Origin of the sequence: Arthrobacter sp. Y81, from assembly GCF_002929335.1 — a bacterium.
Classification (GTDB): domain Bacteria; phylum Actinomycetota; class Actinomycetes; order Actinomycetales; family Micrococcaceae; genus Arthrobacter.
Genome location: NZ_PJIL01000006.1, coordinates 170,974 through 183,283 on the forward strand (window position 1 = coordinate 170,974; position 12,310 = coordinate 183,283).

15 protein-coding genes are annotated in these 12,310 nt (G+C 66.7%); 4 read left to right on the top strand and 11 right to left on the bottom strand.

Annotation, left to right across the window (positions count from 1 at the left end; translation table 11 throughout):
* Positions 1-2: 2 nt before the first annotated feature.
* On the bottom strand, positions 3-686 hold the full coding sequence (locus CXQ91_RS10285) for a hypothetical protein (protein ID WP_146072322.1): 684 nt from the start codon (positions 684-686) through the stop codon (positions 3-5).
* A gap of 129 nt (positions 687-815) precedes the next feature.
* On the opposite strand from CXQ91_RS10285, the gene CXQ91_RS25260 reads away from it, so the two are divergent.
* Complete coding sequence (locus tag CXQ91_RS25260; protein WP_258073927.1) at positions 816-1,019, top strand: hypothetical protein; 204 nt, start codon at positions 816-818, stop codon at positions 1,017-1,019.
* A 381-nt stretch (positions 1,020-1,400) separates the two neighbouring features.
* Here the strand turns inward: CXQ91_RS25260 and CXQ91_RS10295 are convergent, their stop codons facing one another.
* The 7 genes from CXQ91_RS10295 to CXQ91_RS10325 form a co-directional block, all read right to left on the bottom strand.
* On the bottom strand, positions 1,401-1,757 hold the full coding sequence (locus CXQ91_RS10295) for a GNAT family N-acetyltransferase (protein WP_104173825.1): 357 nt from the start codon (positions 1,755-1,757) through the stop codon (positions 1,401-1,403).
* Positions 1,754-3,169 (bottom strand): acyltransferase, encoded by a 1,416-nt coding sequence (locus CXQ91_RS10300; protein WP_104173826.1) that lies wholly within the window; start codon positions 3,167-3,169, stop codon positions 1,754-1,756. Before CXQ91_RS10300 ends, CXQ91_RS10295 begins: the two co-directional genes overlap by 4 nt.
* A 138-nt stretch (positions 3,170-3,307) precedes the next feature.
* A complete protein-coding gene (locus CXQ91_RS10305; RefSeq protein ID WP_104173827.1) occupies positions 3,308-3,700 on the bottom strand; it encodes a DUF1304 domain-containing protein in 393 nt (130 codons plus the stop codon).
* Between the two features lie 50 nt (positions 3,701-3,750).
* Positions 3,751-4,623, bottom strand: coding sequence for a class II fructose-bisphosphate aldolase (locus tag CXQ91_RS10310; RefSeq protein ID WP_104173828.1), 873 nt, complete (start codon positions 4,621-4,623; stop codon positions 3,751-3,753).
* Positions 4,623-6,041, bottom strand: a complete 1,419-nt coding sequence (locus tag CXQ91_RS10315; RefSeq protein ID WP_104173829.1) for a GntP family transporter — start codon at positions 6,039-6,041, stop codon at positions 4,623-4,625. The genes CXQ91_RS10310 and CXQ91_RS10315 overlap by 1 nt, the downstream gene beginning before the upstream one ends.
* Before the next feature lie 94 nt (positions 6,042-6,135).
* Complete coding sequence (locus CXQ91_RS10320) at positions 6,136-7,035, bottom strand: NAD(P)-dependent oxidoreductase (RefSeq protein ID WP_104173830.1); 900 nt, start codon at positions 7,033-7,035, stop codon at positions 6,136-6,138.
* A 36-nt stretch (positions 7,036-7,071) separates the two neighbouring features.
* Positions 7,072-8,571 carry a four-carbon acid sugar kinase family protein gene (locus tag CXQ91_RS10325; protein WP_104173831.1) on the bottom strand — a complete coding sequence of 500 codons (1,500 nt, stop codon included), beginning with the start codon at positions 8,569-8,571 and terminating at the stop codon, positions 7,072-7,074.
* A gap of 152 nt (positions 8,572-8,723) precedes the next feature.
* Between CXQ91_RS10325 and CXQ91_RS10330 the strand changes: the two genes are divergently transcribed.
* Positions 8,724-9,434, top strand: a complete 711-nt coding sequence (locus tag CXQ91_RS10330) for a FadR/GntR family transcriptional regulator (protein WP_104173832.1) — start codon at positions 8,724-8,726, stop codon at positions 9,432-9,434.
* A gap of 44 nt (positions 9,435-9,478) precedes the next feature.
* On the opposite strand, the gene CXQ91_RS10335 is transcribed toward CXQ91_RS10330, so the two are convergent.
* Positions 9,479-9,736: a metal-sensitive transcriptional regulator gene (locus CXQ91_RS10335; protein ID WP_028270603.1), complete on the bottom strand. Its 258-nt coding sequence runs from the start codon at positions 9,734-9,736 to the stop codon at positions 9,479-9,481.
* Positions 9,737-9,898: 162 nt separating this feature from the next.
* Between CXQ91_RS10335 and CXQ91_RS10340 the strand changes: the two genes are divergently transcribed.
* Positions 9,899-10,768, top strand: a complete 870-nt coding sequence (locus CXQ91_RS10340; RefSeq protein ID WP_374953647.1) for an SGNH/GDSL hydrolase family protein — start codon at positions 9,899-9,901, stop codon at positions 10,766-10,768.
* A 163-nt stretch (positions 10,769-10,931) separates the two neighbouring features.
* Positions 10,932-11,141, top strand: coding sequence for a dodecin (locus CXQ91_RS10345; protein WP_104173833.1), 210 nt, complete (start codon positions 10,932-10,934; stop codon positions 11,139-11,141).
* A gap of 10 nt (positions 11,142-11,151) precedes the next feature.
* On the opposite strand, the gene CXQ91_RS10350 is transcribed toward CXQ91_RS10345, so the two are convergent.
* Both CXQ91_RS10350 and CXQ91_RS10355 read right to left on the bottom strand, forming a co-directional pair.
* Entirely contained in the window at positions 11,152-11,349 is a 198-nt protein-coding gene (locus CXQ91_RS10350; protein ID WP_104173834.1) for a hypothetical protein, read from the bottom strand.
* A gap of 170 nt (positions 11,350-11,519) precedes the next feature.
* Entirely contained in the window at positions 11,520-12,269 is a 750-nt protein-coding gene (locus CXQ91_RS10355; RefSeq protein ID WP_104173835.1) for an SDR family oxidoreductase, read from the bottom strand.
* Between the last annotated feature and the right edge of the window lie 41 nt (positions 12,270-12,310).

Genomic DNA, 12,310 nt, shown 5'->3' on the forward strand with positions numbered 1-12,310 from the left:
CGTCAGCCGGCGGCGACTTCCTCCTGCGACGGACCGTCAGGTTCCGTGAGGTGCCGCTGATGGAGCTCCTCCGCCGCCAGTTCGTACCAGGTATGGGCACCGAACGACGGGTTGCGGGTGTCCAAATGCCGGTACAGGGCATCGGCCAATTTGCTGAGGGCATCATCTGACATGGCCCGGACTGTTGAGGCGGGATCCATGTTCCCTTCGAGGTATTCGGACAGTTCCAGGCCGTTGATGGTGCGCTGCTCCCCGGCGGCTGCCAGGACTCCGTCGGGGTCGGGCCCTGGGGTGGTTTCGCCGTCCAGGAGGGCGTTGATCTCCCCGTCCAGGGCGGCCTCGTCGCCGCCTGACAGTCCGGCGTGCTCCAGGCAGATGGGCAATTCCGCGGGCTCGGCAAGTTTGAGGCGGAATGCCTCGGAATCGCCCGCCACGCCTCCGGGGTTTCCGTTGGCTTCAGCGGCGCTTCCGGCGATGTGGCGCAGGTACATCAGGACTTCGGGGTCCAGATGCGACGCACCGCAGAGGTCTGCCGTGATGTCCTGTTCCGGGGAAAGCCGGCGCGCGCGGCGCATGATGTGCAGCAGCACGGGGTAATTGGCTTGGGTCAGGCAGCCGGCGACTTCCAGGGTTACCCGTCCGGGATCAACATCCACACGGACCAGCACACGCAATTTATGGTTCAAGGCTTCTCCCACAGAGACTTCCAAGAGCCAGCTTCATAACTCACCTAAACCATACGAAATTGTTGCCCACGCCACAAGCCGCTTCTCCGGCCCCGGTCCATCGGCTCCGGGCAGACCTGGACTTGAAGAATGAACGAGAGCACGCTGGACGCATCCGTGGCCGCAGAGCTGCAGGATCTGGTCATCAGCAGTAGCGATGTCAATAGCTTCCTGGCGGAGCTCTGCGAGCTTTCCGCTGTTTCGCTTTCGGACGCCCTCGGCCACGAAGTGTCCTGCGCGGTCACCCTTAACCAGCACCACAGGACCACCACGCAGGCGCTGCCGCAGCGCTGAACGTTTTTGCTCCGGCCCCGGACGTCTTCGATGCCACCGCGATCCAAAAGGCCGAAGTGTTCGCATCACACGCCGAAAAGGCGCTCCGCCTTGCGGTACGGATCGGCGTCCGGCAGCAGCTGGCCGAGGACCTGCGGTCCGCCATGGAGTCCCGCACACCGCCATCGACCTTGCGGCCGGCATCATCATGGGCCAGAACAGATGCTCGCAGGCAGAAGCAATGGCCATCCTCACCAAAGCCCAGCGGCAGGAACCAGAAACTCCGCGATGTGGCGGAAAGCTGGTGGGATCGTTCGCCGCCGAGGGGCACGCCACCCATTTCGACCACTAGGCGGCTTCGACCAGGCGGCGGTGCCCGGCCGATCGCCTATGAACCCGTGCCTATGAAGCCGTCACTTCATCCGTGGGCGGCTGTTCCGGCCAGTCAATGAATTGCTCGTAAGCGTCGTGCTTCTTCAGGTAGGCGTAAATGAAGGGGCAATGCGGGATGATCCGCTTCCCTGAGGACACCACATCATCCAGGGCGAAATGCGCCAGCACCTTTGCCAGCCCCTGGCCCTTGAAATCCTCCGCGGTGTCCGTGTGGATGAAGTCCACGTGCCCCGGTCTGTCCATAAAGCGCGATTGAACCGCCAATTTGCCGCCCACACGCAGTTCGTAGCGGTGGAGGTCATCATTGCGGATGGTGGTGACGTCCGGGCTGAACGTGTCTTCAGTGGATACCGTGTTCTCCGTCATGGTTCGACATTGGCACTTAATGGCGTCGGTGGCAATGGCCCTCCGGCCCCGCCCGGCGCGCCGTTGGCCGTGCCCTCCGGGCGGCCTGTCACGCCGCCGGTCCCGCCCTCCGGGCGCGCAGGCCGCGATCGCCCGCGAACCGGAATCCGGCCCAGCAGGAGCACGGCCAGGGCAAAGCACGCCGCACCACCGCCCAGCAGTCCAAGCGTCAGTCCGTTGAACGCGGCGTCGGCCACCGGGATGAACACCACGACGGCGGCGGTCACCACTGCGGCGGCGGGCCGACGGCGGGAGTGGGCGGACGCCGTCGGCCGTTCTTCGAGCCGCCCGAAGGCGGCCAGCACCGGCGTCAGGAGCACGATGATGCCGACCAGGACCAGAGGCCGCGACCACCACCATCCGGCGGTCCCCGCCGCCGGTTTGGGGAAGCCGGTGAGCAGGAGCAGCCCGGACATGGCTGCCAGCAGCGGCAGGTGCCACAGGTAGACGGTCATGGCCCGCCGTCCGGCCAGCCCGACCACCGCCCGGACCCACTTTGCCGCAGCCACGCCGGTGAGGACCGGCCGGGAGAGCTGCAGCGCCGCGGCCTGGGCCCCGCCAAGGAGCAGCAGGCAGAAGGTGGGCGGATTCAGGTTTACCAGCATGTTGCCCCGGTACAGCCCCAGGCCCGTGACCAGGCCCAACAGGAGGTTGGTCGCGACGATGATGCCCACCAGCGTGGAGGCACTGGGCCTCCGTTCCGGGGCGTCGGCGAGGATGAATCCCAGCTGCTGGACGGCGCACCACAGGAAAACGATGTTGGCGTAGGCAAGGAGCGGCAGGGCACCGCGGAAGCAGTCAACTGCCACCACCAGCGTGGTGAGTCCGGCCAGCGCAAGCCATGGGGCCCGGTCATGGAGCGCAGCCAGCAAGGGGATGTTCAGCTGGGCCGCCAGATACGCGGCGAGGAACCAGAGCGGCATCCCGGCGCCGGTGACGATCAGCTCCACCACCTGGGGTTCCACACCAAACATCCGCGCCGCCCAGAGCCCGGCGAACATAACAGCCAGCAGGGCCGCGGCCGGGCGGATGAGGCGCAGCAGCCTGGCCTGGGCGAATTCCAGGCCGGTGCCGCCGTGTGCCCTGAGCCGCCGCCAGGACTGCAGGCCGGTGATGCCGCCGGCCACGAAGAAGAGCGGCATCACCATGAATATCCAGATGATCGGCTCGAACCAGTCCTGCAGGGCCAGCGTGTTTTCGGTGGTCACCGTGCCGTCAGGGTGGAGCACCGGGCTGACCATCATGGTGTGTCCCACCACCACCAGGGCCAGACAGAAGAAGCGGGCGAGGTCGATCACCAGGTCGCGTTCCGGTGCGGGCAGGTCCGGTACTCCGCTTGCCTGTTGCGGCTGACGTTGCTGCGGAACACCCATTGCGCTCCCTACGGACGCGGATCGATTCTCTGCGTACCTTCCATTGTCCGCCGGGCGTCCGTCAAGGGCCACAACCGGGGCGGCGCCGCAGCGCGGCCGGGGTGCTGCGGCCGGTGGCGACGCTCAGGCAGGCAGCGGTCAGGCGAGCAGCAGCCCCAGCAGGCCGAGCACGACGGCGAGCAGCGGCGTCGTGCCTTGCGTGGCGGCCGCACGGAGGTACTTCCGCCCCGTCAGGGCCAGGACGGCGGCCGCGAGCAGCATGGAACCGCAGGAGCTGAAGATGAGCGTCCAGCCGACTGCCGGCTGGCCGAGGAGGACCGCGCCGGTCCCGATCAGCGCGCCGAGGGCCAGGAACAGGTTGTAGAACCCCTGGTTGTAGGCGAGTGGCCGGGTGGTCTCGGCGTCGGCCTGCGAGGCGACGCCGAAGCGCTTCCAGGTGGCCGGCCTGGTCCAGGTGACGGACTCCATGGTGAAGATGTAGACGTGCAGCAGGGCCGCGATGAATGCGAAAACGAGGGAGGCCGGGATCATGGCTCGATCCTAGCCTCCCTCGTCCGGGGTTTTTCCCGCAGGTCCCGGATCTAGCGGGTGAGGGTGGACAGGGCTCCGGCGGCGAAGCCCTTGGCGGAGGCGTTCCACGTCCCGAGCAAGCCCTGGAGGTTTTCACCGTCGGCACGGTACGAACCGGTTTGCGCTTCCAGCGTGGCCAGCACGCCGGTGCGGAGTTCTGTGTTGAAGTTCACCTTGCCCACGTTCATGGCGGCGGCCTTGACCAGTTCCTCAGCCGGGATGCCGGAGGCGCCGTGCAGCACCAGCGGGATGTGGGTGCGCACTGCGATGTCCTGCAGCACGTCCCACCGCAGCTGCGGCTCCCCCTTGTACTTACCGTGCACATTGCCCACGGCCACGGCCAGGAGCTGCGCGCCGGTGCGGGCGATGAAGTACTCCACCTGGGCGGAGTCAGTCAGCCCGGCGGTGCCTTGCGCGGAAGACCCTGTGGCGTCCGCACCGAAGGCACGGTCCTCGTCACCGGCCAGGCCGCCCAGTTCCGCTTCAATCACGACGTCGGCATGGCCTTGCGCTGCCAGCACCGCGCGCGCTTCGCGGACCAGCGCGATGTTTTCCTCGTACGGCAACGACGAGCCGTCCGCGAGGACCGAATCCGCCCCCGCCGCGACGGCGTCGGCTATCACCCGCAGGTCGGAGGCGTGGTCCAGCTGCACCGCGACGGGAACACTGGCGGCGTCCGCCAGCCCGCGGAGCGCCGTGATGAGGCGCAGCCCGTTGGGGGTGGCGGCAGTCTTGGGAGCCACCAGCAGGATGGCGCCGCGGCCGGCCTCTTCCGCCGCCTCCACCACGGCCAGGGCGGTGGTGAAGTCGTAACAGGTGAAGGCCGGGACGGCTGCACCCTGCTGGAGGGCGGAAACTACCAGGTGGTCGAGTCGGGCACGCATCAGGCGCTCAGGCCTCCCACCAGGATCCAGGCGACGAAGGTCAGCGCGAAGCCGGCCAGGCCCAGGATGGTGGTGAGGACGGTCCAGGTCCGGAGGCCGTCGGACACGGACAGACCCAGGTATCGGGTCACGATCCAGAAGCCCGAGTCGTTGACGTGGCTGAGGCCGAATGCGCCGAAACCGATGGCAACCAGGATCAGCGCCGTCTGCACCGGTGAGTAGCCGCCGTCAGCCACTGAGGCGGCGAGCAGTCCCGCCGTCGTAATAATGGCCACGGTGGCGGAGCCCTGCGAAGCGCGCAGGATGGCGGCAAGGATGAAGGCCATCAGGATGACCGGGAGGCCGGCGGACTGCAGTCCTTCGGCGAGCGCTTTGCCGATGCCGGAAACCGTCAGGACCTTGCCGAACACACCGCCGGCGCCGGTCACCAGGATCACGATCGCGGTGGGCGCGAGCGCGGAATCCATAACTTCACCTGTGTGTTGCGAGGACCAGCCGCGGCGGATGCCAAGGAAGTAGTAGGCCAGACCCAAAGCCGTCAGCAACGCGATGAGGGGTGCGCCAACAAAAGCGGCGAGCTGGGAGGCAAAAGAGTCTTTGGGCAGGATGACAGCACCCACCGTGCCCACCATGATCATGAGGATGGGCAGAACGATCAGGGTGATGATCATGGCCGGGCTGGGGGCCGTCTTGACTGCGGTTAGCACGGACGACTTCGACGAGCCCTGGGGTGAGTCCTGTTCGACTTCCGATTTGCCGCTGCCGAAAAGGCGGAACTGCTCGGCCGTGGTGGACAGCATGCCGTATTCGCGGCGGTTCAGCTTCTTGGCCACGAAGTAGCCGAGGAAACCGACGGGGATGCAGATGAGGAGGCCAAAGATCGTGGCCCAGCCGATGTCAGCCTTGAGGATGCCAGCACCGCCAACGACGCCGGGGTGCGGCGGTACCACTACGTGAATGGCCAGCATGACGGCGCCCACGGGAAGGCCGATCTTGACCGGGTTCACGCCCGCAGCTTTGGAGAAGCCGTAGATGATGGGAATCAGGATGATGAATCCGACGTCGAAGAATACCGGAATGGCGAGCAGGAAGGCCGCCGCCGTGAGGGCGGCAATGACCCGGCGCGGGCCCAGTAGCTGGGTGAACTTTCCGGCAAGCGCCTGCGCCCCGCCGGAGATTTCGATCATCTTTCCGAGCATGGCGCCGAGGCCTACCAGGATGGCCACGGAACCGAGCGTCCCGCCCATGCCTTCTGTGACCGTTTTGATGATGTCCGAAAGGGGGATCCCGGCGACGAGCGCTACGCCGACGCTGACCACAAGCAGCGCCAGGAATGCGGGAATCTTGAACTTGATCACTGCCACGAGCAGGAGGGCCACGCCTGCGACAGCTATGGCCAGAAGAGCTAGAGCGCTCATTGGGATTGTCTCCTTTGACGTCGCCGGCAATGCCCGGCGAAGTGGGTCGACGACGGCGGAGGGGGGACCGCCGTCGTCGGGCTTTAGTTGGGGATTAAGCGGTGCGCTTGGTGGGGGCGACAACCTTGATGACGGCGGAGTCGTCTGCTGCGGCGAGGCCCTGGGCCTGGCCCAGGAGGTACAGCTGCTCGGCTGCTGCCGCGACGGGGGCGGCGAGGCCGGCGGCGCGGGTGGCTTTGCCCACGATACCCATGTCCTTCACGAAGATGTCCAGGCGGCTGAGCACTTCGGCGCCTTCCTCCGTGTAGGCCTCGAGGATGCGCGGGCCGCGGTTGGAGAGCATGAAGGACCCGGCGGCACCGGCTTCGAGGGCTTTGAGGGTCTTTTCCTGGTCCAGGCCGAGTGCGTCGGCCAGGGCCAGGGCCTCGGCTGCGGCAGCGATGTGGACGCCGCAGAGGAGCTGGTTGACGGTCTTGAGGGCCTGGCCGTCGCCGGGCTTGTCGCCCACGACGGTGAGCGTGGAGGCCAGCAGTTCGAGGGCCGGGCGGGCCTTTTCCTGGGCCTCGGGCGAGGCGCCCACCACGATCAGCAGGTCGCCTTCACCGGCGCGCTTGGGGCCGCCGGAAAGGGGCGCGTCCACCAGTTCGACGCCGTATTCGGCCAGGCGGTCCACGGTGGCCGGGATGGCGTCGGTGCCCACGGTGCTGCCGAGGATCACCACGGCGCCCGGCTTGAGCACGGAGGCCACGCCGTTCGCGCCGAAGAGGACATCGTTGAGCTGCTCGCCGTTGCGCACAGCCAGGAGCAGGGCGTCGGCCCCTTCCGAGGCTTCGCGGGCGGAATCGAAGGTGCGGATGCCGGCTTCCTCGGCGAGCTTCAGGCGCGGCTCGGCGATGTCGAAGCCGTGGACGGTGAGCTGGCTGGCCAGGCGCGTGGCCATGGGCAGGCCCATGGCGCCAAGGCCGAGAACGGTGATGGTGTAGCTGCTGGTCATGGTGTTCTCCATTGAATCTTGCGGTGGTGGGGAGGCTTAGAAGGTGTTGCTGAGCTTGCGCGTGACGTCGGCGAGGGACTGGTCGTCGCCCACGTTGCCGGCGAAGACGATGTACGGGATGCCCTTGGCGGGGCCGTCCACCGGCTCCCACAGGCTCACGATGCCCGGCAGCATGGGGCCGCGGACAATGGCGTGCCGGATTTCCAGGCCGTGCGCGGCGACGTCCGAGGACGTAATGCCGCCCTTGGCAATCACGAAGCGCGGCGGGAAGGTCTTGAGCGTGCGGTTCACGACGGCGACGACGGCGGCGGACACCGTGCGGGCGATCCGCAGGCTTTCGGCGGCGTCGTCGGTCCTGATGAGCAGGCGGCTGGTGTGCACGATGACGTCGCCGCTGCGCAGCGCCCCGACCACCGTGTCCACGGTTTCGTCGAGGTAGCTGGCGGCGCTGCCTGTTTCGGTTTCGGCGGCGACAAGCTTCTCGACGTCGATCTCGACGATGCGCGCTGCGCTGTGCTGTTCAGTGAGGGCCTTGAGCTGGCGGGTGGTCACGCCGACGTGCGAGCCGACCACGATGAGTCCGCCGGCCTCCGAGGGGGTGTTGCCGGCGTAGGCTTCTTCGCCGCTGAGTTCGGTGCGGATTTCCTGGCCGATCCGCGCACGGACAAACGGCGGGCCCACACGGTAGAGCAGCTTCTTGCCGCGGCGTTCGGCTTCCTCGAGGCCCAGTGAAAGGGCACGGAGGTCGTTTTCGGAGACGATGTCCGCCACGATCGGGGTGGAGTCAGCGGCGGAGTCGATGGCGTCGGCGATGGCCTTGGCGGAGATCTGCGGATCGCCGTCCGGTCCTGCAGCGCGGATGGTGTTGAGGTCCAGGACGATCACGGAGTCCGCGGCGAAACGGCCCTTGGACTTCTCCTCGACATACTTCGCCATCTCGGAGTTGACGAAGCCGAAAGAGGCGTCCTTGGCGAATTCGGTCTCGGCCACGGGTGTCAGCTTGCCGGCGTCGGCCCCGGTGCCGCGCATGTAGTGCACGCCACCGATGGTCACGCGGCCGGCGTCGGGGAACGCCGGAATGATGACGACGCCGTCTGTCTTCTCGCCGCTGACAGCGGCCACGGTGGCGGCGATGACATCCGGTTCCAGCGGGTAGTGGCCGCGGAGGGTGGAGTCGCTGCGGCTGACAAACCCCAGCCGGAGCCGTTCTCCCTCGGTGGCGCCCGCGGCGGCCAGGGCGTTACGGACGATTTCCTCGTTCCGCGCTGCGGCCTCGGCCGGGTCCAGGCTGCGCGTGTTGGTGAGGACATAGACGGCGGGCTTGCTCTGCGCAAAGGCCCAGGTGAAGTCGGCAACGTCCCAGCGGGTGAGGACCGGCAGGTCCGCAACGGACTGCGTGCCGGTGGGGTCGTCGTCGAGCACTACGAGTACTCGGGGCGAGGCTGCCGATGACGCCGCTACAGCGTTGGCAACCAGCTCAGCGGGAATCTGGATCTCTGCCGGGAAGGCGGCCAGTACATCTGCTTCAAGGGGCACTTTGCACTCCGTTGTGTATGAAATCTCTGTTGCGGGTAGGTACTTGTAAGATGTCTGACATCTAACAATCGAATGCTAGTGTGGCACAAGGCACAGGGACGCGCAAGTAGACTTGTCGGACAAATCGTCGCTCATCGCGGAACGGGGGAAAGTTGGCACGGAAATCACTGGTCGGCGTGGTGGCCGATGAACTCCTGGACCGGATCATTGCCGGCGAGTTCCCGCCCGGGGCCAGCGTCCCCGGCGAGCTGGAACTGAGCGCGAAACATGAAGTCAGCCGCATGACCGTGCGTGAGGCGATGAAGACGCTGGAGGCGCAGCGCATCCTGAGCGTGGAGCGGGGACGGGGCACCTTCGTCAATCCGCTCAACCGCTGGGCCTCGCTGGAGGCAGTCCTCCGTGCGGCTTCAGAGGGCAAGAATGATGCGTCCGCGGCCATCCAGCTCATTGAGCTGCGCCGGATGCTGGAAACCGGGGCCTGCGAACTGGCAGCCGGACGCATCAGCGACGCCGAGATTAAGACACTCCACGGCTACGTGGCGGCCATGCGCAAGGCTCACCAGTCCGATGACCTGCCCGCGTTCGTGGAAGCTGACCTCGCCTTCCACGACGTGATCCTGCGTGCCTCGGAGAACGTTTTTGTGGCCGTCCTGTTCGAGCCGCTGCACCGCGTACTCGAGAAGCGCCGGACACAGACCTCCAAGGTCCGGGACATCCAGGAGCACGCCATCGGCCACCACCAGGCGATTGCCGAGGCTCTGGAATCACGGGACCCCGCGCGCTCCCGCGGTGCCATGGACGCCCACATGCAGCAGACCCTGGATGACCTGAAGACGTACGTGCTCGAGGCGAAGAGCGCCTGACGGCCTAGGCGGCCTGACCTGGGCGGCCGGGCGCGCCTAACGGTCTAGGCGAGGGAGAGGAAGAGCTTCTCCAGTTCAGCCCTGTCCAGGCTGGGGTCCTCCTGCTGCATGCACTGCTGCAGGCCGGTGGCAATAATGGAGAATCCGGCCCGGTCCAGGGCGCTGGAAACGGCGGCCAGCTGCGTGACCACGCTCTTGCAGTCACGGCCCTCCTCGATCATCCGGGTCACAGCCGCGAGCTGCCCCTGCGCACGGCGCAGCCGGTTGATGACAGGCTTCATGTCGGCGGGATCGAGTTCCATTACTTCCTCCGTGGCTTCAGGACTCCCCCAATCATATACCCCCCTTGGTATTTCCTCCGCCCGGCTTCGTTGCAGCAGGCGTCACCATCAGGCTTCGCTGGGCAGGGTGAATTGCGCCCTTCGGCCCTGTTTTCCGCGGAAACACGGGGTCACGATGGGAGGGTGAGCACGTTCAGCATTCCCGGACCTGCACGGACACCCTCCGCGGCGCTCACTCCCGCGCCCCATCCGTGGAACCGCTTCGTGGCGCTGGGGGACTCCTTCACCGAGGGCTACGGCGATCCGGAGCCGCGGAGCCCCGGCGGCGTAAGGGGCTGGGCCGACCGGGTCGCGGAAGAGCTGAGCCTGGGCCACCGGGACTTTGCCTACGCCAACCTGGCGGTCAGGGGCCTCCTGCTCCAGCAGATCGTTGATGACCAGGTGGGTCCGGCACTTGAACTCAAGCCGGACCTGGTCACGCTCTCCGCGGGTGGCAACGACATCGTGTTCCGGGGAAGCGATCCGGACAAGCTGGCCGAGAGACTGGACCCGGTCATAGGACTGCTCAGCGCCACCGGCGCAACGGTGGTGCTCTTCACCGGACCGGACTGGGGCAACACCCCGGTTTTCAACCGCATCCGCGGCAGGGTGGCCATCTTCAACGAAAACCTCCGCACCATCGCAGCCAGGCACGACGGCGTGGTGGCCGACCTCTGGAGCCTGCGCCAGCTGACCGGTTCGCAAATGTGGGATCCGGACCGCCTGCACTTCTCGCCCCTGGGCCATCACACCATCGCAGCCATGGTTCTCGAGACGCTGAACGTGCCCCACACCCTGGAGCCCCTGCAGCCCAAGGTCCTGCCAACCAGCAGCTGGAGGCAGGCCAGAAGCAATGATCTGGTCTGGGCCAGGGATTACCTGTTCCCGTGGGTGCTGCGCCGGGTACGGCAGCGCCCCACGGGCCCGGGCCTGAAGGCAAAGCGCCCGGAGCCGGGCCCTGTGCTCGGGCCCGGGATGCCGCACGGCCCGCTTCCCGCCGGCCCCGACCGCTGAGCACTGACTGCCAGGTTCCTCGCCGCGATCGTGTCCTGCGGCCGCAGCTGCAACGATCGCGGCGACCGCCGCGGCGAAAACCCTAGTCGTTCCGACCTCCGTCCGCTAATCTGCAGGGACGGCCCGCAGTTCCGGGTGCCAATGGAGATTATGAGGAGCGAAGTTGTCGAATCACACCTACAGCATTTCTGAAATTGTCGGAACTTCAAATGAGGGCGTGGACGCCGCCGTCCGCAACGGGATCGCCGAGGCCGCGAAGACCCTCCGCAACCTGGACTGGTTCGAGGTCAAGGAAATCCGCGGCCACCTGGCAGACGGCAAGGTGGCCGACTGGCAGGTAACCATCAAACTGGGCTTCCGCCTGGAGCGCTAGCGGCGCAGCCTCAGCGCGAGGTTGCGCCCGCCGTGTTGCGGCGCCAGACGGTGGGCGATCCGTTGTAGGACGGGAAAATGTGTCCTTCAAAAAAGGTCTGTCCGTCATGCGGTGCGTCGTCAGGAGCCCACAGCCCGGATACCGGGCAGTGGGTGCCTGTGGCGCCGGAGGTGGCCACTCGCTCTCGGAGCAGTGCGATGCGCTTCATCGTTGAATCCCATCCTTGGTAGTGAAAAGGTCTACCCCAAGGCTAGGAAACCAGCCGCACTCCCCCAATGGGCGTTCGTCCAGAATCACCCTGGTTGATGGGGCGGCTGCACAGTCACCGTGGCCGCGGGGCCACCCCTTCGGAGCACGCAGGATGGCGGCGCACGCAGGCTAGCGCCGGTCAAACACCAGGCCGCCGGGGACTTGGAACGTGGGCATGATTTCCATCATTCCAAGGTTCACGTGGGCCGGCGCTTCGATGGCGTAGTCGAGGGCGTTGACGATGTCATCGGTGGTCAGCGATTCGAAGCCCTCGTAGTATGTCTGCCACGCTTCCTCCATGGCCTCGGGCGTGCCGCCCATGTTGCGGCCGAAGATCTCCGTTTCCACCCGGCCGGGGCAGATCTCGGTCACGCGGATCCGCTTGCCCACCGTGTCGTTCCGGAGCTGGCGGGAAATCTGGTGCACCGCTGCCTTGGTGGCGTGGTAAACGGTGTGCCCGTAGAAGTTGTAGACGCCGGCAATGGAGCTGATGTTGACCACGTGGCCGAGGTCGCGCTCCACCATGCCGGGCAGGATCAGCCGGGTCAGGTGAAGAAGCCCGCGGAGGTTGACGTCCACCAGTTCGTCGACGTCGTCCTCGGAGGAATCCAGGATGTTGCCGGGACGGGAGACGCCGGCGCAGTTCACCAGCACGTCCACTTTGAGGCCGTCAATCGCCGCGGCGAGGGCCTTGGTGTCGGTGAGGTCGACGACGTGCGGGACGGCGCCGGTGCGGTCCGCCAGTTCCTCGAGCCGCTCCTGGTTGCGGGCGACGGCGTGGACAGTCAGGCCACGCTTGGCAAGCCGTTCACTGATGGCGGCTCCCATGCCGGTGGATGCGCCGGTGACGAGGGCTGTGGTGTAGTCGGAAAAAGGCATCAGGTCTCCAGTGAAGGGTTGGGCGGCCGGGCCCCGGAACG

Bases quoted from the DNA above. Each gene is read 5' to 3' on its own strand.
- CXQ91_RS25260 (WP_258073927.1), top strand. From the start codon at position 816: ATGAACGAGAGCACGCTGGACGCATCCGTGGCCGCAGAGCTGCAGGAT.
- CXQ91_RS10295 (WP_104173825.1), bottom strand. From the start codon at position 1,757: ATGACGGAGAACACGGTATCCACTGAAGACACGTTCAGCCCGGACGTC.
- CXQ91_RS10300 (WP_104173826.1), bottom strand. From the start codon at position 3,169: ATGGGTGTTCCGCAGCAACGTCAGCCGCAACAGGCAAGCGGAGTACCG.
- CXQ91_RS10305 (WP_104173827.1), bottom strand. From the start codon at position 3,700: ATGATCCCGGCCTCCCTCGTTTTCGCATTCATCGCGGCCCTGCTGCAC.
- CXQ91_RS10310 (WP_104173828.1), bottom strand. From the start codon at position 4,623: ATGCGTGCCCGACTCGACCACCTGGTAGTTTCCGCCCTCCAGCAGGGT.
- CXQ91_RS10315 (WP_104173829.1), bottom strand. From the start codon at position 6,041: ATGAGCGCTCTAGCTCTTCTGGCCATAGCTGTCGCAGGCGTGGCCCTC.
- CXQ91_RS10320 (WP_104173830.1), bottom strand. From the start codon at position 7,035: ATGACCAGCAGCTACACCATCACCGTTCTCGGCCTTGGCGCCATGGGC.
- CXQ91_RS10335 (WP_028270603.1), bottom strand. From the start codon at position 9,736: ATGGAACTCGATCCCGCCGACATGAAGCCTGTCATCAACCGGCTGCGC.
- CXQ91_RS10350 (WP_104173834.1), bottom strand. From the start codon at position 11,349: ATGAAGCGCATCGCACTGCTCCGAGAGCGAGTGGCCACCTCCGGCGCC.
- CXQ91_RS10355 (WP_104173835.1), bottom strand. From the start codon at position 12,269: ATGCCTTTTTCCGACTACACCACAGCCCTCGTCACCGGCGCATCCACC.